Source organism: Arthrobacter koreensis, assembly GCF_035792275.1.
Classification (GTDB): domain Bacteria; phylum Actinomycetota; class Actinomycetes; order Actinomycetales; family Micrococcaceae; genus Arthrobacter_B; species Arthrobacter_B koreensis_A.
This window is the reverse complement of record NZ_JAMWKK010000007.1, coordinates 117,684-137,344: the sequence shown is the minus strand read 5'-3', so window position 1 is coordinate 137,344 and position 19,661 is coordinate 117,684. Positions and strand designations below refer to the sequence as shown.

The 19,661-nt window shown below is 66.7% G+C and carries 16 protein-coding genes; 8 read left to right on the top strand and 8 right to left on the bottom strand.

Features of this window, described 5'->3' with window-relative positions; all coding sequences use genetic code 11:
* Positions 1–144 precede the first annotated feature (144 nt).
* The 3 genes from NGB94_RS09225 to NGB94_RS09215 all read left to right on the top strand — a co-directional run bounded on the left by NGB94_RS09225 (position 145) and on the right by NGB94_RS09215 (position 5,097).
* Positions 145–3,291 carry an efflux RND transporter permease subunit gene (locus tag NGB94_RS09225; protein WP_325790327.1) on the top strand — a complete coding sequence of 1,049 codons (3,147 nt, stop codon included), beginning with the start codon at positions 145–147 and terminating at the stop codon, positions 3,289–3,291.
* 188 nt (positions 3,292–3,479) lie between these two features.
* Entirely contained in the window at positions 3,480–4,592 is a 1,113-nt protein-coding gene (locus tag NGB94_RS09220) for an LLM class flavin-dependent oxidoreductase (RefSeq protein ID WP_325790326.1), read from the top strand.
* A gap of 4 nt (positions 4,593–4,596) precedes the next feature.
* A complete protein-coding gene (locus NGB94_RS09215) occupies positions 4,597–5,097 on the top strand; it encodes a MarR family winged helix-turn-helix transcriptional regulator (protein ID WP_325790325.1) in 501 nt (166 codons plus the stop codon).
* Between the two features lie 5 nt (positions 5,098–5,102).
* Here the strand turns inward: NGB94_RS09215 and NGB94_RS09210 are convergent, their stop codons facing one another.
* The 8 genes from NGB94_RS09210 to NGB94_RS09175 all read right to left on the bottom strand — a co-directional run bounded on the left by NGB94_RS09210 (position 5,103) and on the right by NGB94_RS09175 (position 14,411).
* On the bottom strand, positions 5,103–6,590 hold the full coding sequence (locus NGB94_RS09210) for an MFS transporter (protein ID WP_325790324.1): 1,488 nt from the start codon (positions 6,588–6,590) through the stop codon (positions 5,103–5,105).
* The gene (locus NGB94_RS09205; RefSeq protein ID WP_325790323.1) at positions 6,590–7,954 is read right to left on the bottom strand and encodes a M20/M25/M40 family metallo-hydrolase; all 1,365 of its coding nucleotides are present in this window, start codon (positions 7,952–7,954) and stop codon (positions 6,590–6,592) included. The genes NGB94_RS09210 and NGB94_RS09205 overlap by 1 nt, the downstream gene beginning before the upstream one ends.
* Before the next feature lie 50 nt (positions 7,955–8,004).
* A complete protein-coding gene (locus tag NGB94_RS09200; protein WP_325790322.1) occupies positions 8,005–9,159 on the bottom strand; it encodes a cysteine desulfurase family protein in 1,155 nt (384 codons plus the stop codon).
* Positions 9,160–9,173: 14 nt separating this feature from the next.
* Positions 9,174–10,121, bottom strand: coding sequence for a carboxylating nicotinate-nucleotide diphosphorylase (gene nadC / locus NGB94_RS09195; RefSeq protein WP_325790321.1), 948 nt, complete (start codon positions 10,119–10,121; stop codon positions 9,174–9,176).
* A gap of 20 nt (positions 10,122–10,141) precedes the next feature.
* Positions 10,142–11,773, bottom strand: coding sequence for an L-aspartate oxidase (nadB, locus tag NGB94_RS09190; RefSeq protein WP_325790320.1), 1,632 nt, complete (start codon positions 11,771–11,773; stop codon positions 10,142–10,144).
* A complete protein-coding gene (gene nadA / locus NGB94_RS09185) occupies positions 11,770–13,077 on the bottom strand; it encodes a quinolinate synthase NadA (RefSeq protein WP_325790319.1) in 1,308 nt (435 codons plus the stop codon). Before nadA ends, nadB begins: the two co-directional genes overlap by 4 nt.
* Before the next feature lies 1 nt (position 13,078).
* A complete protein-coding gene (locus NGB94_RS09180) occupies positions 13,079–13,807 on the bottom strand; it encodes an NUDIX hydrolase (protein WP_325790318.1) in 729 nt (242 codons plus the stop codon).
* Between the two features lie 106 nt (positions 13,808–13,913).
* On the bottom strand, positions 13,914–14,411 hold the full coding sequence (locus tag NGB94_RS09175; protein WP_325790316.1) for an Lrp/AsnC family transcriptional regulator: 498 nt from the start codon (positions 14,409–14,411) through the stop codon (positions 13,914–13,916).
* A 911-nt stretch (positions 14,412–15,322) separates the two neighbouring features.
* Here NGB94_RS09175 and NGB94_RS09170 point away from each other — a divergent pair.
* The 5 genes from NGB94_RS09170 (at position 15,323) to NGB94_RS09150 (ending at position 19,636) form a co-directional block, all read left to right on the top strand.
* Positions 15,323–16,366, top strand: coding sequence for a thiamine pyrophosphate-dependent enzyme (locus NGB94_RS09170; RefSeq protein ID WP_325790315.1), 1,044 nt, complete (start codon positions 15,323–15,325; stop codon positions 16,364–16,366).
* Complete coding sequence (locus tag NGB94_RS09165; protein WP_325790314.1) at positions 16,359–17,396, top strand: alpha-ketoacid dehydrogenase subunit beta; 1,038 nt, start codon at positions 16,359–16,361, stop codon at positions 17,394–17,396. Before NGB94_RS09170 ends, NGB94_RS09165 begins: the two co-directional genes overlap by 8 nt.
* Positions 17,389–17,718 carry a biotin/lipoyl-containing protein gene (locus NGB94_RS09160; protein WP_091603573.1) on the top strand — a complete coding sequence of 110 codons (330 nt, stop codon included), beginning with the start codon at positions 17,389–17,391 and terminating at the stop codon, positions 17,716–17,718. Before NGB94_RS09165 ends, NGB94_RS09160 begins: the two co-directional genes overlap by 8 nt.
* 3 nt (positions 17,719–17,721) lie before the next feature.
* A complete protein-coding gene (locus tag NGB94_RS09155) occupies positions 17,722–18,522 on the top strand; it encodes an alpha/beta fold hydrolase (RefSeq protein WP_325790313.1) in 801 nt (266 codons plus the stop codon).
* 169 nt (positions 18,523–18,691) lie between these two features.
* Complete coding sequence (locus tag NGB94_RS09150; RefSeq protein ID WP_325790312.1) at positions 18,692–19,636, top strand: serine/threonine-protein kinase; 945 nt, start codon at positions 18,692–18,694, stop codon at positions 19,634–19,636.
* Positions 19,637–19,661: the final 25 nt, after the last annotated feature.

Here is a 19,661-nt window from a genome sequence, read left to right as displayed (position 1 = left end):
GTTCCGGACTGCAGCAGCGGTCCGGGACACCCGTGTTTTATCTCCGGCCAGGGGCCGCCGGGCACCCGTGCGGCCCCCGCTCCGCGGACGGGTGAGCGTTCATGCGCACGTATGATGAATCCGTCTACGAATAAAGGCAGGTTCATGGATCGTCTGGCCAAGCTCTCCCTCTCCAACCGGGCACTCATTGCCCTCATTACAGTCTTTGTGGCGGTCTTCGGCGTGATCTCGCTGAACTCCCTCAAGCAGGAACTCATCCCTGCACTTGAATTCCCCCAGATCAGCGTGATCACCGCCCTTCCGGGTGCCTCCCCCGAAGTCGTGGACGCACAGATCGGCGAACCCCTTGAGGCCGCGCTGACCGCCGTCGAAGGGCTGGAGTCTTCCTCAGCGACGTCGCGGTCATCCATCTCTGCCATCACCCTCACCTTCGCCTACGGTACGGACCTTGACCGCGCCCGCGGCCAGGTTGACCGGGCCATTTCCAACGCACGCCAGACGCTCCCGGAGGATGCGAACCCGCAGTCCCTCGCCGGCAGCATCAGCGACTTCCCCATCGTTTATCTCGCGGTCTCCAGCGACCAGTCACTGAGCGAGCTGAACTCCGAGCTGCAGCGTCTGACCGTTCCGCGGCTGCAGAAGATCGAGGGCGTCCGCACGGCCGAGGTGACCGGCGGTTCCCAGCGTCATATCGCCATCTCGCCGGACCAGGCGGCCCTGGCCGCCCTGGGCGCCTCGCCGTCGGCCATTGCCTCGGCACTTGAAAACAGCGGTGCGCTGATTCCCGCCGGAACCGTTCAGGAGGAGAGCCGTACGCTTTCCATCCAGGTGGGCAGCCCGCTGGACTCGCTCGAGAAGATTTCCGCCCTGCCCATCGAAGCCGAAGGCGCAGCACCGGGGGCCGCTCCGCCGACCATCGGCGACGTCGCCACGGTGGAAATTACCGACGACGAGCAAACCTCCATCACGCGGACCAACGGCGAAGCCACACTGGCCATCTCCATCACCAAGACACCGGCCGGAGACACGGTGGGGATCTCCCACGAAGTCCTGGACCTGATTCCGTCCCTGCAGGATGAACTGGGCAACGGCGCGAAGTTCACCGTGATCTTCGACCAGGCACCGTTCATCGAGAAGTCAATCTCCGACCTCACCACCGAAGGGCTGCTGGGTCTTGGCTTCGCCGTCCTGGTGATCCTGGTGTTCCTGCTGTCGGTTCGCTCCACCCTCGTGACCGCCGTATCGATTCCGCTGTCGCTGCTGGTCACCTTCATTGGACTGCTGGCGTTCGGCTACTCCCTGAACATCCTGACCCTCGGTGCGCTGACGATCGCGATCGGGCGGGTGGTCGACGATTCAATTGTGGTGATCGAGAACATCAAGCGGCACCTGGGCTACGGCGAGGAAAAACGCACCGCCATCCTTACTGCCATCCGTGAAGTCGCCGCAGCTGTGACAGCCTCCACCCTGACCACCGTCGCTGTGTTCGCTCCCATTGCGCTCGTGGGCGGCCTGGCAGGAGAACTGTTCCGCCCGTTCGCCGTCACCACGTCCCTGGCGCTTATCGCCTCGCTGCTGGTGTCCCTGACAATCGTTCCCGTCCTTGCCTACTGGTTCCTGAAGTCCTCCAAGCCGGTCAGCGATCCGGAGGCGTACCGGGCCGAGGCCGAAGCGCGGGAGGAGAAATCCTTCCTCCAGCGCGGTTACCTGCCGGTCCTCCGCGGAACCCAGAGCCATCCCGTCTTCACGCTCCTTGCCGGAGTGCTGATCCTGGGCGGTACGGCAGCGCTGACCCCGCTGCTGCAGACCAACCTGCTGGGCGACACCGGACAGAACACGTTCAGTGTCCGCCAGGAGCTTCCGGCCGGCAGTTCGCTGGAGACAACATCGGCAGCTGCGGAGTCCGTCGAGGAGGTGCTCAGCGGCACCGAAGGCATCAAGGACGTCCAGGTGACCATGGGCACCTCGACGTCGGGGATCGCCGCGTTCACCGCGGGCGGCGCCTCGGTGGCCAACTTCACCGTCATCACCGAGCAGGACGTTGACCAGGTCCAGCTGCGGGATACGGTCCGGCGCGAACTCGAGGACCTGGGCGAGGACGCCGGGACCATTTCGCTGGGCACCCAGGGCGGCGGCTTCGGCACCTCCAACACCGTGGACATCGAAATCTCCGCAGGCGACCCGGCGGAACTGCAGCCCGCCTCGGATGCGCTGGTCGCGGCCATGTCGGACCTGCCCGGCGTAGCTGAGGCCACATCCAACCTCGCCGGTTCCGATCCCGTGGTCCAGGTCAGCATTGACCGGGCCAAGGCCGTAGCGGCAGGCCTGGACGAACAGCAGGTGGCCGGCATCCTGGCTTCCACCCTGAGCCCGCTTCCGGCTGGAACGGTCCGGCTGGGCACAGACGACCTTCCCGTGCTCATCGGTGAAGGCACCGAAGTCACCACGCTTGAGCAGCTGGCGGGGATTGTTGTCCCCACGGCGAACGGACCGGTGCCGCTGAGCGACCTGGCCACCGTGGAAGAAGTCCAGGTACCGACGTCGGTTTCCTCCTCGGGCGGCGAACGCACCGCCCTGGTCTCCGTGACCCCGTCCGGTGACGACCTCGGCGGCGTCATTGCCGAAGTCCAGGCTGAGCTCGCCAACGTGGATCTGCCAACCTCGGTAACCGCTACCCTCAGCGGAGCCGCAACCCAGCAGAACGAGTCCTTTACCCAGCTGGGCTGGGCGCTCCTGGCAGCCATCGCGATCGTCTACGTGATCATGGTTGCCACCTTCAAGTCCCTCATCCAGCCCCTGATCCTGCTGGTATCGGTCCCGTTCGCGGCGACCGGCGCGATCATTGCGCTGCTCATCGCCAACGTCCCGCTGGGCCTGCCCTCCCTGGTTGGCCTGCTGATGCTGGTGGGCATCGTGGTGACCAACGCGATTGTCCTGATGGACCTCATCAACCAGTACCGCAGACCGCACGGCCGCCGGGCGGGAATGAACGTCAGGGATGCAATCGTCCGCGGCGCACGCCAGCGGCTGCGGCCAATCCTGATGACAGCCCTGGCAACGATCCTGGCGCTCACGCCGATGGCCCTCGGCGTGACCGGGGAAGGCGGATTCATTTCCCGGCCGCTGGCAGTCGTGGTCATCGGAGGCCTGATCTCCTCGACGGCGCTGACACTGGTCCTGGTGCCGGTGCTCTATCAGCTGATCGAAGCGCCCCGCGAACGCCGGGCCAACGCCCGCGACGAGGCCGCCCGGCAGGAACGCGAACGCCTGCAGGCGGAATCCGCCGGCTGAATCCACTCACTATGGCGGACGGCGGTGCCGGCACCTTTCGAGGTGCCGGCACTGCCGCGTTGTGGCCGGACCGCAGAAGGGAATGAAAAGCGCGGGCCTCCTGTTGTAGACTCGTACTAGATGCAAATGCATCTACCTTTCGGAACGGTGAACCGCTGCCGAAGAAGCGTTGCCAACAGGAGGACACCATGCAGATCGGCGTATTCAGCGTCAGCGACATTACCCGTGACCCGGTCACCGGCCGGATCCCCACGGAAGGCGAACGCATCAAGGCCGCGGTAGCCATCGCCCGCAAGGTCGAAGAGATCGGCATGGATGTCTATGCAACCGGCGAGCACCATAACCCGCCGTTCTATGCCTCCTCCCCCACCACGCTGCTGGGCTACATTGCCGCCCAGACCGAGCGCATCATCCTTTCGACGGCGACCACGCTGATTACCACCAATGACCCGGTGAAGATCGCCGAGGACTTCGCCACGCTGCAGCACCTCTCTGACGGACGCACGGACCTGGTCCTTGGCCGCGGAAACACAGCCCCCGTTTATCCCTGGTTCGGAAAGAACACCCAGGACTCCGTGGATCTCACGGTGGAGAACTACAACCTGCTGCGCCAGCTCTGGGACAAGGAAACCGTCAACTGGCAGGGCAAGTTCCGCACCCCGCTGCAGAACTTCACCGCCACGCCCCGCCCGCTCGACGGCGTTGCCCCCTTTGTCTGGCACGGTTCCATCCGTACGCCGCAGGTCGCGGAGATCGCCGCGTACTTCGGCGACGGTTTCTTCGCCAACAACATCTTCTGGCCGAAGGAGCACTACATGCAGCTCATCGGCCTGTACCGCGAACGCTACGAGCACTACGGCCACGGCTCTGCCGACCAGGCGATCGTGGGCCTGGGCGGACAGTTCTTCATGCGGAAAAACTCCCAGGAAGCAGTGAACGAGTTCCGCCCGTACTTCGACAACGCGCCGGTCTACGGCCACGGCCCCTCCATGGAGGACTTCACGGCCCAGACCCCGCTGACCGTAGGCAGTCCGCAGGAGGTGCTGGAGAAGACCCTCACCTTCCAGGAGTACTTCGGTGACTACCAGCGCCAGCTCTTCCTCATCGACCATGCCGGGCTGCCGCTGAAGACCGTGCTGGAACAGCTGGACCTCTTTGGCGAATACGTCCTGCCGGAACTGCGCCGGGAACTCGATTCACGCCGCCCGGCGCACGTGCCCGACGGCCCGACGCACGCCTCCCGGGTTGCGGCTCGCGAAGCGTCCCTGACCAGCGCAGATGCCGCAACTTCAGTAGGCTAAAGCAATGAGCTCCGAGACCAGCCAGCTGACCACCATGAAACAGACCGCAGAGGCCTGGGAATCGCTCTTCCGGGCGCAGGTGGGCGTCATGCGCAGGCTGCAGCGCGATCCTGAGTTCAAGGAACTGACCATGCGGGAGTATGACGTGCTGTTCAACCTCAGCCGCTGCCCGTCCGGCTGGACCCGCCTCAATGAGCTCAATGAGCACCTGCTGATCAGCCAGCCCAGCCTGAGCCGGATGGTGGAACGGCTTGAAAACAAGGGCCTGGTCCAGCGCCGGCCGGCCCGGAACGACCAGCGCGGCGTGGAGCTTTCCCTGACCGAAGAAGGCCGTGCGGTGCAGAAGCGCCTGGGCCGGATCCATGTCCGGGGCATCCACGACCTGCTGGCCCCGGCCCTGGACGCCCAGGAGCTGGCACAGGTCAAGGAGCTGATGGACAAGCTTCTGGCCAGCCTCAACGGCGACACCGCTCCCGGCAGCGGCACCCGGCCCGGAGAGGCCTAGGCGCCCTACCTGGCTGCGGCACCGCCGGCCGGCGCACCGTCATTGCCGGCAATGCCGCTCTCCGGAAGGACCGGCGGGTCAGCAAACGCCAGCCTGGGAACCAGCAGCAGCGCAGCCGCGGCGGCAAACGCCGTCACAGAGCAGACCGACCATACGGTGAGGTAACCCGACAGCGGAGCCGCTGTTGCCGCTCCGGCCACATCGCCCAGTGAAGCTCCGGCTGCGCTGAGCAGGGCGATTCCGAAGACCGCCGAGGCAAAGGACCCGCCGATGGTCTTGGTGGTGTTGGTCAGCCCGGTGGCCATGCCCGTCCGGTTCAGCGGCGCAGCAGCAGCAGCGGCAGAAGGCAGCGCTGCGACCAGGGCACCCGAGCCCAGACCTGCAATGACCATGTTCGTCAGGGTCTGGGCCAGGGAATCGTGGAAGGGCAGGAACAGTCCGTACCCAATGCCCACCACGGCCGCAGCACCGGAAAGGGTGATTCGCGGCGTCGTCAGCCGTGCCGCCAGCGGGAACAGCAGCGCACCGGCCAGCACCGCAAGAACGTAGGCGCCAATGATTAGCGACACCGATCCTGCTTCCAGGCCCAGCCCGTAGCCGTGCAGGTCCCGGTCGGTCCTGGCGAAGGTGGACATGGGAGCCTGGGCCCCCAGTACGGAGATGCCGAACAGGCCCGCGGTGAGCTGGACCGGCCACATGGTGGGGGCACACAGCATGCGGATGTCCACCAGGGGTTCCGAAAGGCGCAGCTGGTAGCGCACAAAGGGAATGAAAGCTGCCAGTCCAGCGGCAAGAACCGCCCACACCCACCAGGTGTCCGGCCCGTTGATCCGCAGGAACGTCAGTCCGGAGGTCAGCAGCAGCAGTCCAACGGCCAGCATGGTGAAGCCGCGGATATCCAGGGCACCCGGGGACCGCAGGCCGGATTCCGGCACACCGAACCAGATGACAAGAATGCACAGCGTAGCCGCCGCTGCCGGCACCATCAGGGTCAGGCGAAGGTCCCCGCCGAAGACTTCCACCAGTGCTCCGGCGGCGAGCGCCCCGGCGATGACTCCGAACTGCAGTCCGCCCACCAGCACGCCCGCGGCCTTACGGGTGAGCGCTGCCCGGTTGGGAGCAGCCTGGGCGCGTGCGAAGATCAGGGCGACTTCCAGCGGAAGCCACACCACATAGAAACCCTGCAGGGACCACGCCACCAGGAACGTCCAGAAGTCCGGTGCGAAGGCGACGCCCCAGGACGCGGCAGCCGTGAGCACGGTGGAGATCAGCAGGATGCGTTTGTGTCCGTACATGTCACCCAGCCGGGCCAGCACTGGTACGGCCAGGGCACTGAACATCAGCTGCGCGGCTTCGAACCAGTTGACATCGCCGTCGGCGATACCCAGGTTCCGGGCAATGTCGGTGAGGATCGGCGTGTAGTACCCCTGCAGGATGCCGCTGGTGATTTCGACCAGCACCAGGAAGAACACCACGGGGCCAAGCGCGCGCATCAGGGCACCAGCTTCTGCAGCAGGCAGCGGTAGAACCGGATGCCCTCGCTGAACGCAGCTATGGAGAGCTTCTCGTTGTCCGCGTGGATGGAGGCGCGGGCTGCCTTGTCCATCCGGAACGGCGCGAAGCGGTAGACGGCGTCGCAGATCGCGGTGAAACGCCGGGAGTCAGTGCCGCCAAGCATGATGTAGGGCGCGGGGATGGCGTCGGGGAACACCTCGCCGATCGCCGCTTCCAGCGCAGCGAACTGGGCGTTCGACGTCGAGGAGACCGGTGAGGGTTCGGTGCCTTCCACTACCCGCAGGGTTACCTTCCGGTCCCGGACGGTCCGGCGCATGCGCTCCAGGACGGACGCGATGCTCTCCCCCGGCGCAATCCGCACATTCGCGGTTGCCGTGGCGCGTGTGGGAAGCACGTTGGAGGCCTTGGACCCCGCCAGCTGCGTGAGGGCTACCGTGGTGCGGGTCAGGGCGTTGGGCTCCCCGCCCAGGGCACCGAAGATGCGGGTCAGCGGGAGCCGCAGGGATCCCGCGCGGGCAAAGAGCGCCGCAGGCAGCGGGGACGCCCCGGCGGCCAGACGGCTCAGCATTTCGATCGTGACCGGGTGCAGCGCGGCCGGGAAAGGCCGCCGGTCAAGGCGGACGACGGCGCGGGCCAGCCGGGCCGCGGCGCCGAGCCGGTTCGGCGTCGAAGCGTGTCCGCCGGGGTCATCCACCGCCAGCTCGACGTCGAGGATCCCCTTCTCGGAGACCCCGATGACGGCGACCGGGGATTTCACGAAAGGAAACGCCTGGCCGGCGACTGCACCGCCTTCATCCAGCACCAGCCACGGACGGACTCCCCGGGCCTTCAGCAGAGCGGCGGCCTGGGCGGCGCTGTCTCCCGCGGTCTCCTCGTTGTCGCCAAAGGACAGGTAGACGCTGCGGGCGGGAACGAAGCCCTCCGCCAGGAGGGTCTCCACTGCCTCGAGGATCGCAGCCAGGGAACCCTTGTCATCGAGTGCTCCCCGTCCGTGGATGTATCCATCCGCCAGTACCCCGGCAAAGGGCGGGTGCTCCCACGTGGACTCGTCCTGGACCGGCACCACGTCGTAATGGGCCATCAGCACCACGGGATCGAGTTCCGGTTCCCTGCCCTGCCAGTGGAACAGGAGTCCGCCGCCGGCTTCTTCCAGTGCCAGCTGTTCATGGACCGCCGGGAAGAGCGCTGCGAGTTCTGTCCGGAAACGGGCGAACTCGGCGGCATCCACGTCTTCCGGAATGCGGGAGGAAACTGTGCGGCAGGTGATGAGCCGGGCCAGTTTGGCAGCCGCAGCATCTCCTCTGTCCCGGGGCAGCGCGTCTGCCGGTGTGCTCGTGTACATGGCAGCAGTGTAGGGCCGCTATGTTACCGGCGGGTTTTGCGACGCCAATGCTACGTGCGCGGTGCCTGCGCCAGACCCCGGACCCGTGCCACCGCGGTGCCCAGGGCCCGGGCTGCCAGGGCAACCTCGTTCTCCCGCACGCCGGGCGTAAAGCTGAGCCGCACGGCGGTCTGTGCCGTTTCTCTTTCCACCCCCATGGCGGTGAGCACCGCGGAGGGTTCGTCCGAGCCGGCCGCGCACGCAGAACCCGAGGAACAGAGCACCCCCGCCCGTTCGGCTTCCAGCAGGACCGATTCCCCGCTGGTTCCAGGGAAACAGAACGACGCGTGGCCGGGAAGCCTTTCAGTACGGTGCCCGGTCAGCAGGGCGCCGGGAACCGATTGGAGGACTGTGTCGATGAGGTAGTCACGCAGCTTGGCGGCCCTGGGCGCGGCGGCCGCACGTTCCTGCTCAGCAAGCTGCAGCGCAGTGGCCAGGGCTACAGCCCCGGCAACGTTCTCGGTTCCGGACCGGCGGCCCCGTTCCTGTCCGCCCCCGTGGATAAGCGGCTCAAGAGGCAGCACCCCGCGGACGTAGAGCAGCCCGCAGCCCTTGGGAGCGCCCAGCTTGTGCCCGGACAGGCTCATGGCGTCGATGCTGGTGCCTGCCACGGACACGGGCAGCCAGCCCGCTGCCTGCACTGCGTCCGTATGGAACGGTATGCCGCGGGTCCGGCAGGCTTCGGCGATCTCCGCCACCGGCTGGAGGGTTCCCACTTCGTTGTTGGCCGTCATGATGGTGCACAGCGTGGTCTCGCGCGTCAATGCGGCCTCGACGGCGGCGGCGTCGACCCGCCCGGTACCGTCCACCGGGACCAGCGTGATGCTGAACCCGTGGAAGCGCTGCAGGTAAGCCAGGGATTCCAGCACGGCCGGGTGCTCGACGGCGCTGGAGACAATGTGGCGGCCCTGCGGCGATGCCAGCGCCAGGCCCTTGATGGCGAGGTTGTCCGCCTCGGTTCCGCCGGAGGTGAAGACGAGGTCGCCCGGACGGCAGCCGAGCACGTCTGCGGCCGTGCGGCGGGCGTAGTCCAGGGCCCTGGCCGCGGTTTCTCCTGCGGAGTGTGTGCTGGAGGGGTTGCCGAAGTCGCTGGTGTAGAGCGGCGCGAGAGCCGCCAGCACTTCCGGGCGGACCGGGGTGGTGGCAGCGGCGTCAAAGTACATCATGCGTGCTGGCGCTCCTACTGGGCGGAGAGGGAGGTACTGATGTCCAGGCCCAGGTCCAGGGCCCTCACGCTGTGGGTCAGGGCACCGGCGGAGATGATGTCCACTCCGGTGGCGGCGATGCCGGCAACGGTATCCAGCCGGACGTTTCCGCTGGCTTCCGTCAGCGCCCTTCCTGCCACCAGCTCCACTGCGCGGTACAGGTCCCCGACACTGAAATTGTCCAGGAGCACTGTGTCCGCTCCCCCGGCAAGGACGGGTTCGATCTGGTCCAGGGAATCGACCTCCACCTCAAAATGCACGGTGTGGGAAAGCTTGTCCCTGGCAGTCCGGAGCGCGGTGGCCAGGTCCAGTCCTGCGGCAGCCAGGACTGCCAGGTGGTTGTCCTTGGCCATGACCGCATCGGAGAGGGAGTGGCGGTGGTTGAACCCTCCCCCGCAGCGCACCGCGTAGCGTTCGAGTGCCCGCAGGCCGGGAGTGGTCTTGCGGGTATCGGTGATGCGGGCGGCAGTCCCATCGGTTTCCGCCACGAACCTGGCCGTCAGCGTGGCGATCCCGGAAAGCCGCTGGACAAGGTTGAGGGCCACGCGTTCAGCGGTGAGGATGGTCCGGGCCGGTCCGCTGATTTCAGCAAGGATTCCACCGGCGTCGAACCTTTCCCCGTCCCGGACCAGCGGAATAACGGCGGTGCCGGGACCGGCCAGCCGAAAGGCTGCTTCGATGACCTGTTCCCCGCAGAAGATGCCCTCTTCCCGGGCGGTCAGGAAAGCGGTAGCGGTGGCTTCCCCGGGAATCAGCGCGTGCGAGGTGAGGTCTCCCCAGGGTGCGTCCTCTGCGAGCGCAGCGGAGACCAGCTGGTCCACGGCTGAAGCAGGAAGCGGCAGCGGTGATGCCCCGGCGGTTTGCGGCAGCGGTCTGGCGGCCCTGGCGGATTCGAGGCGGGGCTGGAGCTGCGTGTTCGTCATCTGGGGATTCCGTTCTTGGGTCATGCGGTTTCGGCGAAGGACAGTGGGTCCGGGCGAACGGGTGATGCAGGCTCCTGTCCGGATGCACCGGGAGGGGCATCGAGGCGAAAGTGCGCACCGGTCGAAGCGCTGCGGCGCAGCGCGGCAGCCACCACCAGGCGGGCGCACGTGAACAGGTTCGCGTCCTCCAAGGCGGCAGGGGATTCGTCCGTACCGGAGGGAACTGCCGGGCCGGCGGACACTGGGCCCAGCCGGGATGCGGCCTGGCGCAGTCCGCTCCCGCTGCGCAGTATTCCGGCCTGTTCCCACATCAGGGACTGCAGCGACAGGCGGTCAAGGGGTTTGTGTCCCGCAGTGCTGCCGCCGGCCGGCATGGGCTCGGCTGCCTGCTCCGATTCCCGGGAAATACCGGCCCACAGCCCGGAGGGAAGCCCGGCTTCCCATGCCCGCCCGGCGTCCGGGGCAGTGCTTGCGGCTGCAGCCCGGGCACCAAAGACCAGTCCCTCGAGCAGGGAGTTTGAGGCGAGGCGGTTGGCGCCGTGGACTCCCGTGCAGGCCGCTTCGCCGGCTGCGTAGAGGCCTGGAATGGAGGTCCGCCCGGCCAGGTCTGTGGCCACGCCTCCCATCCAGTAGTGCGCGGCCGGGACTACGGGCAGCAGTTCGCGCTCCCAGTCGAATCCGTGCGCAGCGGTTGCGGCGGCCAGGCCGGGAAAGCGGCGGGCAAGGAAACCGGGGCCCCGGCGGCGTGCGGCCACGGCGGCATCCAGCCAGACGGTCCTCTCCCCCGTGGCCTGCAGGTGCCGGGCAATCGAGCGGGAGACGACGTCGCGCGGTGCCAGTTCGGCGGCGTCGTGGTAGCGGAGCAGGAAGCGTTCGCCCTGTCCGTCGCGCAGCACCGCGCCTTCCCCGCGTACGGCTTCGGAGATCAGCGGGTTGCCGGGCACTGCCAGGGAGGTCGGATGGAACTGGAAGAACTCTTCATCCGCGGTCTGCGCGCCGGCCCGGGCTGCCAGGGCGACGCCGTCGCCGGTGGCTCCGGACGGGTTGGTGGTGTGGCGGAAGAGCTCCCCCGCACCGCCTGTGGCAAGAATGACGGCGTCCGTGGGGAGCCTGTGCTGCCTCCCGCTGGACAGGATGTCCAGCGCGGAAATGCGGCCTTCGGCGAGGACCAGCCGAACTGCGGCGGCGTGCTCCAGCACGGTGATGCGCGGATGGCCCTGGACCGCGCCGATCAGCACTGAAGCAATGCCGGCTCCGGTGGCATCGCCCCCGATATGCAGGATCCGCCGGGCGGCGTGCGCCGCTTCCCTGCCTAATGCGGGGGATCCGTCGGGGTTGGCGTCGAAGGCGGTTCCCAGTGCCTGGAGCCGGCGGATGTGAGAGCCGGCTTCACGGCACAGTACCTCCGCTGCGGCACGGCTTCCCTTCCAGGCGCCGGCAGCCAGGGTGTCCTCGCAGTGTGCCTCCGGGGAATCCCGGAAGGCAGGCGTGCCGTGCGGAACAGCGGCGATCCCGCCCTGGGCATGCCAGGTGTTGCTGTGCCGCAGCGCCGACTTGCAAAGAAGCACTACGCCGGCTTCCGCTGCAGACTCCGCCGCACACAGCGCGGCATACAGTCCGGCAATGCCGCCGCCGACGACGGCGATGCTCACGGGCGTACCGCCAGCATCCGTTCCAGGGCGGTGCGGGCCGCCGCGGCCGTGGTGTCGGGCACAGTGATCCGGTTGTGGACCTGGCCTGCCACGAGTCCTTCCAGCACCCAGGCGAGATAGCCCGGGTGGATGCGGTACATGGTTGAGCAGGGGCAGATCACCGGGTCCAGGCAGAAGATTGTGTGCTGGGGGTACTGCGCGGCCAGCCGGTTGACCATATTGATCTCGGTGCCGATGGCAAAGGTGCTTCCGGCCGGAGCCGCTGCGACTGCCTTCTGGATGTAGTCCGTGGATCCGGACTCGTCTGCGGCGTCCACCACCGGCATGGGGCATTCAGGATGCACGATTACCCGGACACCGGGGTGTTCCTTGCGTGCTTGTTCGATCTGGCCCACGGTGAAGCGCTTGTGGACGGAGCAGAAGCCGTTCCAGAGCAGGACCCTGGCATCCTGCAGGGTCTCCGGGGTGTTCCCGCCCAGCGGCAGGCGCGGATTCCACAGAGGCATCGCTTCGAGCGGTATGCCCATGGCTTTGGCGGTGTTGCGGCCCAGATGCTGATCCGGGAAGAAAAGGACCCGCTGCCCGCGCTCGAACGCCCATTCGAGTACCGCTGCAGCGTTCGAGGACGTGCAGACGATTCCGCCGTTCTCCCCGCAGAACGCTTTCAGCGCCGCGGATGAGTTCATGTAGGTGACCGGGATGATCGGCTGCCGTCCGCCCTCATCCGGTGCCTCGCCGTAGAGAGCGCAGAGCTGTTCCCAGCATTCGGCCACCGAATCGGCGTCGGCCATATCCGCCATGGAGCACCCGGCCGCCAGGTTCGGCAGCACAACGGCCTGCCCAGGCCCGGAGAGCAGGTCCGCAGTCTCAGCCATAAAGTGCACACCGCAGAACACGATGGCTTCTGCCTCGGGGCGGCTCTTCGCGGCACGGGCCAGCTGGAAGGAGTCCCCCACAAAGTCTGCGTGCCGGACTACCTCGTCCCGCTGGTAGAAGTGCCCCAGGATCACTGCACGGTCCCCGAGGACGGCCCTGGCCCGGATGATCCGCTCTTCCAGCTCGGCTTCCCCTGCTTCGCGGTAGTCTGCGGGCAGCTCACCCTGGCGCGGCGTGCCGGCCGGAACTGCGTCAGTGAGGGACGCGCCCGGACCGTACCCCGGGGCGGCGTCGAAGTTCCACGGTTCGGCGGCGAGGCCCGGCGCGCAGGTTGACGCCTGGGCGAGCGCCAGGGCTTCCTCCGGGCCGGACAGCAAGGCGATCCGGGAGGCAACACTGCCGCCCCGGGCCGGAATGGTTTCAGTCATGTCAGTGCTCCGTTGCTTCTCGTCGCTGGCTGGGGAATGAACTCTCCCGGGGATCCGGGCCGGTGTAGCGGTAGAGGCGCGGCGGCCGGTGCCGGCCGCCCTGCAGATAGTCGTCGGTTGGCTCGATGTGCACGGACGCCTGGAGCTGGCGGCGGAAATTGGCCGGGTCCAGGGCCCGGCCCAGGACAGCCTCGTAGACTTCCCGGACCTGCGCGAGGGTGAAGGTGGAGCCCAGGAACGCGTAGGCCACGGAGCCGTACTCCAGCTTGTTCCGCAGGCGCCAGAGTGCGTAGTCCACGATGTGGTTGTGGTCGAAGGCCAGGGCGCCTACCCGGTCTGCCCGGAACCAGGCAACGTTCTCATCCTGCCGGGCCAGGGCCGCCTCATCCGGCTGCACCAGCGCCCAGTACACAATGGAGACCACGCGCGGGGACGGCGATCTGTCCGGCCCGCCGAAGGCATAAAGCTGTTCAAGGTAGCGCGGCGTCAGGGCCGTGGTCTCCTGCAGGTTCCGCGCTGCAGCATCCTGGAGCGATTCGGTGGCTCGCAGCGGCCCTCCGGGAAGAGCCCAAAGATCCAGGTAGGGCTGCCGGATGCGCCGCACCAGGGGAAGCCAGAGAGTGAGCACGCCGGTCTCCGGGTCCGGGCGCAGGGCGAATATAACGGTGGAGATGGCCAGCGACGGCGGTTCCTGCTCCCGCTCCGAAACGTTGGCATATCTGGGGCTCATCGTGGCCTTCCTGGCCGGCGTTCCCGTTGGCACGCCGAATTTCCTAGTAAGAGTCAGGCTGACTCTAACTCACAATAGAGGAAAAGGATGCTTTCGCCGGCTGAAGTTACGCGCTCTTTTCGGGCTCCCCCGATTCGGCGCCGGCCGCGGCGTGCAGCAGCGGCAGCATGCGCCCTTCAAAGTGGGTGTTCAGCACGATCACGGAAGAGGACCTCAGTACCGCACCGGTGGCAACCATTGAGTCGATGACCCGCTGCAGGTCCGAGTTGGAGCGGGCCGCGACGCGCGCGATGAGATCGCTTTCCCCGGACACGGTGTGAGCTTCCTGGATCTCCGGGATTTCGGCCAGGGCAGCAACGACGGCGTCGTGCCCCATGTCCTGGCGGATGGTGAGGGAACAGTAGGCGGTCACGACATATCCCAGGGCAGCAGGATCGAGACGCGGACCCCACCCGGCTATGACCCCGTTGCGCTGCATCCGGTCCAGTCTCGCCTGCACAGTGGCGCGGGCCACCTTGAGGGTCCGGGATGCTTCGAGAACCGACATCCGGGGGTCGTCGGTAAAAAGGGACACAATCCGGGCGTCGAGCCGATCTGTTGCCATGGCAACCTTTCCCTGCAGGAGATCCGGGCGAAACCGGGCATCAGCCCGGAACGGGGGATGCCATTGCCACCCCTGAGGGAACTTTAGCGGCAGAGATGCTTTCACTGCACTGCGCCACGCACAGTAAAGGCGCAGGTGGCAGCCGAAGCTGGAGCATGTGCGCCGCTCAAAAGGGCATTCCCGTTAATGCAAACGGAGCCGTCCGGATGGACGGCGGAAAAAAATCTCCGCGGAACTATGAATGAATCAATTATGCATTTAGCAGGTATGCATTCAGCAATTAATCCACTCGTGCCGCAGTGGAATTACTTCCGCAAAAAACCGGCTGCTGCCGGGAACGGGACGTTCCCGGCAGGACCGTTGGCAACCAGGCATGCAGCCGCCCTGCCCGCAGCTACGCCCGATCGGGCGACCGCTGGCAGGACGGCCTGGCTGCCGGGGGCCTTACTGGCCCTTGCGCTTCCGCGGAGCGGGCTCCGCTCCTGCAGACTTGGCGCGCTTCTCCGCACGCTTCTCCTTGATGGACTTACCTGGCTTTTTGGCATTTCCGGACAACTTGCCCTCCTTGGCGTCTGGCCAGCGGCTTTCGGGTTCCCCCGGCCGCACAACTTTTATCCATACCGTTTTCCTGCATTTGCAGAAAACCCGGTTATTCAGACCATACCCGTAAATAAAATAAATGCCAGTCCTGCGCGCGGACTCCATCCCGGACACTCGGAGCCCCCGGCGTGATGCGCCGGAAAGCGGAGGACAGGGCACGCCTCCCCGTGCCGCCCGCGGCGACGATTTCACACGTGGAAGAGTGTGCAATTTGTACAGGTAGTCGCGCCTTCCGGTGGACTATCTGTGCAGTGTGTCCATTCGAGCGTTAGCTGTTTGCAGGGTTGAGTGATGCCGGTTACGTTCTCCCCATGGACCTAGATACAACGAGCACCCCGGAGCTCACAGCCGAGGAGCTGCGCCGGCTGTACAAACTGCTGGTTGCCACCCGCGACCTCGACGTCGCAGCCGTGGCCTGGCAGCGGCAGGGCATCCTTCCAGGCTACGCACCGGAACTGGGACAGGAAGCAGCCCAGGTGGGCAGTGCCTTCGCCCTGGACAGTTCCCGAGACTTCGCCTTCCCCACTTACCGCGAGATGGGCGTTGCCCTGGCCCTTGGCGTGGACATGGTTGAGTACATGTCCACCCACAAGGCCAGCTGGCACGGCGGTCTCTACAACCCGGTCACCACGCGCCTCGCGCCGATCCAGGCCGTGGTGGGCGGCTCCGTGCTGCACGCTGTCGGCTGGGCCCATGGCCAGCGCCTCGCTGCATCCCACGGCACAGCCGCAGGAGATCTCCCGGCCGCAATCACTTACTTCGGTGACGGAGCCAGCTCCCAGGGTGATGTCCACGAAGCGATGAACTTCGCCGGAGTGCTGAAGGCACCCGTGGTGTTCTTCGTCCAGAACAACGGCTGGGCAATTTCCCTGCCCACCGAGGAACAGGTAGCCGGCGGAACTGTCGCCGCCAGGGCCGCAGGATATGGAATGGCATCCATAACCGTGGACGGCAACGATGCCCCCGCGGTCGTCCGTGCCACGCGCGCCGCCCTTGCCCACGCCCGGGCAGGCAACGGCCCGGTGCTCATTGAGGCGATGACGTACCGCCGCGGCCCGCACTCCACGAGTGATGATCCGGGACGTTACCGCACCCTCGACGAAGAACGGCGCGACGGCGGCGAAGACCCCGTGGCACGCCTGGCAGCACTGCTGCTGGAAACCGGAGCCGCTGACCAGGCATTCCTGGACGGCGCAGCCGCGGAAGCCAAGTCGCACACGGATACCGTCCGCGAGGGCGTCCAGGCTCTCCAGCCGCGTCCCGGACAGGAAATGTTCGACTTCGTCTTCGCTGAACCCACCGAAGAACTTAAGGCCCAGGCCCGTGCCTGGCGGGAGGAATCCGAGCATGTCTAGCCAACTGGCCGAAGGAGCACGCCCCGTGGAGGCCGGCTCCGCGGACACCGCCGAAACCATGTCCATGCAGGCAGCGCTCAACCGTGCGCTGGCCGAGATCCTGGCCGAAGATCCCAAGGCCGTAGTGCTTGGTGAGGACGTTGGGCGCCTGGGCGGCGTCTTCCGCATCACCGACGGCCTGCAGAAGCGTTTCGGCGCTGACCGGGTCTTCGACACACCCCTCGCCGAATCGGGCATTCTGGGCATGTCCGTGGGTCTGGCCATGGCCGGCTTCCACCCGATTCCCGAAGTGCAGTTCGACGGCTTCGCCTACCCGGCCGTGAACCAGATCATCACCCAGCTGGCCCGCATGAACTACCGCAGCCGCGGCACAATGCCCATGCCGGTGACCCTGCGCGTGCCGAGCTTCGGCGGAATCCGGGCACCGGAACACCACGGGGAGTCGCTGGAAGCGCTGTTCGCCCATGTTCCCGGTCTGAAGGTTGTCTCGCCGTCCAGTCCGCATCAGGCCTACCACCTGCTGAGGCACTCCGCCGCGCAGCCGGATCCGGTCATCTTCATGGAACCGAAGTCCCGCTACTGGCAGAAGGACAGCGTTGATACCGCAGCGCCGGGAAACCTGCAGGGTTCACGGGTGGTCCGGCCCGGCAAGCACCTCACACTGGTGGCGTGGGGCGCCATGGTAGCCCGCTGCCTGCAGGTCGCCGAACTGGCGGCAGAGGACGGGATCGAAATCGAGGTGCTCGACCTGCGCTGGCTCAAGCCCATCGACGCCGAAGGCCTGGCGGCCTCGGTCTCGAAGACGCGCCGCGCCGTCGTAGTGCATGAAGCCCCGCTCACGGCCGGGCTGGGAGCGGAAGTAGCCGCGCTCATCACACAGCACTGTTTCGACACACTCAAGGCTCCGGTGGAGCGGGTCACCGGATTCGACGTACCGTATCCCTCGGGTGACCTGGAAGACGAATACATCCCGAACATTGACCGAATCCTCTTTGGGATCCAGCGAGTATTGGAGTACCGGCGTGGCTGAAATTTCATTTCCCCTGCCCGACCTCGGCGAAGGCCTGATCGAAGCAACCGTTCTCGAATGGCTCGTCGCCCCGGGCGACCAGGTGGAACGCAACCAGCCCCTGGTGGAGGTGGAGACCTCCAAGTCCGCAGTTGAGCTGCCCTCCCCCCAGGCCGGCGTCGTTGCGCGCATCTACGGTGAAGCGGGAGAGAAGATCAACGTCGGCGAGCCGCTGGTGGTCTTCGAGGTCCCCGACGACACAGCCGGGATTGTGGGCACCGTCCCCCAGGAAGCCCCGGCCCGCCGCCGGGTGCGTCTCTCTGCTGTCCTGGACGAGGACTAAGGCATGGGTGCAGGCATCGGCACCTCCCCCGCCATGCACAGTGAAGTCCACGAGCCTGAGGGTGGAAGTGCCCTGCGTCCGGTGCTGGCGCTGCACGGGTTTGCCTCCTCGGCGGAGCTGAACTGGGAGTCCACCGGCTGGATCAACGCGCTGACCGACGCAGGACGCCGGGTCATCACGGTCGACCTGCCGGGGCACGGACGCAGCAGCTCCCCCGAAGAGCGTGAGAACTACTACCCAAGCCGGATCCGTGCCCAGCTGCTGGACCTGCTCTCTGAAGCAGGCGTGCGGCCGCTGGCGGACGGCGATCCGTCATCGGGCGTGGACGTGCTGGGCTACTCCCTGGGCTCGCGCCTGGCATGGGAGCTGGGCGCCGCTGCCCCGCATATTGTGCACCGGATGGTCCTGGGCGGACCCGGCGCCGGGGACCCGCTGGCGGAGTTCGACCTGGACGGCGCACGCCAGTCGCTTGCCGACGGGACTCCCCTTGCGGATCCGGTCAGCGCGGATCTGCTCCGGATGGCCCAGCTGGTGCCGAGCAACAACCTGGATGCTCTCCTCACGCTGATCGCGGCGATCAAGGAAGAGCCGTTCTCGCCTGAAGCGGCAGTGCCTGCAATGCCGCTGCTGCTGGTCGCCGGTGAACAGGACGAGCTGGCAGTGACCGCTCCCCGCCTGGCTGCACTCAACGGGCAGGCGGACCTGCTGCTCCTCCCGGGCCGCCGGCATGCCAATGCCGTCACCTCCCGGGCCTTCAAGAACGCCGCAGTGGAGTTCCTGGGCACCTCCGCCCCGGGCCGCTGAGGTCAAGACTTGGTTACGGCGGGCAAAAACTGGACTGAAGGGGTGTCGGCGCAGGATAGGATCAAATAGTCCGTACACTGAAGTGAGATTACTAAGTGTGCTTTGTATTTTTTGTGCAGATCCGTCCATGTTCCATCCCCCGCAGTTCAAACCCTAAGTGAGGACGCCCGTGGACTTATTCCTGGGGCAGCGTTACCGCACCACCGACCTGATCGGCACCGGTGGCGCTGCTTCCGTGCACCGGGCGGTGGATGAGAACCTGGGCCGCGACGTCGCCGTTAAGATCTTCCGGCCTTCGGTCCAGGAGGATGACGACTACCGCCGCCAGCACACTGAAACACTGCTGCTGGCAACCCTGAACCATCCCGGACTGGTCACCCTGCTGGACGCCGGACTGCACCACGCAGAGGACGGCCAGGTCTTGAACTACCTGGTCATGGAACTGGTGGACGGCCCCGACCTGCGCCGCACGCTGAAGTCGGGGCCGCTGCCGGCAGTGTCCGTTGCTTCACTGGGAGCAGACCTGGCCGACGCCCTCGCGTACGTCCATTCCAAAGGCGTCATCCACCGGGATGTGAAGCCCGCCAACATCCTGCTTTACCCCCAGGAACACGACTCGCGGCTGTACCCGAAGCTGACCGACTTCGGCATTGCGCGCCTCGTTGAGGCGACCGTCGCCACCGCCCACGGTGCCACGATCGGCACCGCCAACTACCTCAGCCCGGAACAGGCGCAGGGTGGAACGGTTGCACCGTCCACTGACATCTACTCCCTCGGCCTCGTACTCCTTGAGTCCCTGACCGGCGAAAAGGCCTTCCCGGGCCCGATCGTGGAGGCCGCTGTTGCCCGTCTGCTCCGCGACCCCGAAATCCCCGAATCCCTCGGGACTGAATGGGTGGAACTGCTCCGCGCCATGACCAACCGGCTTCCCGACGCCCGCCCTGCTGCCCATGAGGCAGCCGCCGCGCTACGGGTACTCGCCGCGGAACCGGAAGTAGCTGTTCCCCAGACCGCCGAGAACGACGCCGACGCTGAAGAGGTCTGCACCGGCGGAGTGACAACGGGAAACATCTACATCCCGCTGCCGCCCACGCACGCACCCAGCCTGGGCTAGGCCCGCCCTCCGGTTCCGGCGGCGC

Coding starts and splice junctions, on each gene's coding strand:
- NGB94_RS09210 (WP_325790324.1), bottom strand. CDS start 6,590: ATGCGCGCGCTTGGCCCCGTGGTGTTCTTCCTGGTGCTGGTCGAAATC.
- nadA (WP_325790319.1), bottom strand. CDS start 13,077: ATGACTGAAACCATTCCGGCCCGGGGCGGCAGTGTTGCCTCCCGGATC.
- NGB94_RS09180 (WP_325790318.1), bottom strand. CDS start 13,807: ATGAGCCCCAGATATGCCAACGTTTCGGAGCGGGAGCAGGAACCGCCG.
- NGB94_RS09225 (WP_325790327.1), top strand. CDS start 145: ATGGATCGTCTGGCCAAGCTCTCCCTCTCCAACCGGGCACTCATTGCC.
- NGB94_RS09170 (WP_325790315.1), top strand. CDS start 15,323: ATGGACCTAGATACAACGAGCACCCCGGAGCTCACAGCCGAGGAGCTG.
- NGB94_RS09165 (WP_325790314.1), top strand. CDS start 16,359: ATGTCTAGCCAACTGGCCGAAGGAGCACGCCCCGTGGAGGCCGGCTCC.
- NGB94_RS09155 (WP_325790313.1), top strand. CDS start 17,722: ATGGGTGCAGGCATCGGCACCTCCCCCGCCATGCACAGTGAAGTCCAC.
- NGB94_RS09175 (WP_325790316.1), bottom strand. CDS start 14,411: ATGGCAACAGATCGGCTCGACGCCCGGATTGTGTCCCTTTTTACCGAC.
- NGB94_RS09200 (WP_325790322.1), bottom strand. CDS start 9,159: ATGATGTACTTTGACGCCGCTGCCACCACCCCGGTCCGCCCGGAAGTG.
- NGB94_RS09205 (WP_325790323.1), bottom strand. CDS start 7,954: ATGTACACGAGCACACCGGCAGACGCGCTGCCCCGGGACAGAGGAGAT.
- NGB94_RS09220 (WP_325790326.1), top strand. CDS start 3,480: ATGCAGATCGGCGTATTCAGCGTCAGCGACATTACCCGTGACCCGGTC.
- nadC (WP_325790321.1), bottom strand. CDS start 10,121: ATGACGAACACGCAGCTCCAGCCCCGCCTCGAATCCGCCAGGGCCGCC.
- NGB94_RS09215 (WP_325790325.1), top strand. CDS start 4,597: ATGAGCTCCGAGACCAGCCAGCTGACCACCATGAAACAGACCGCAGAG.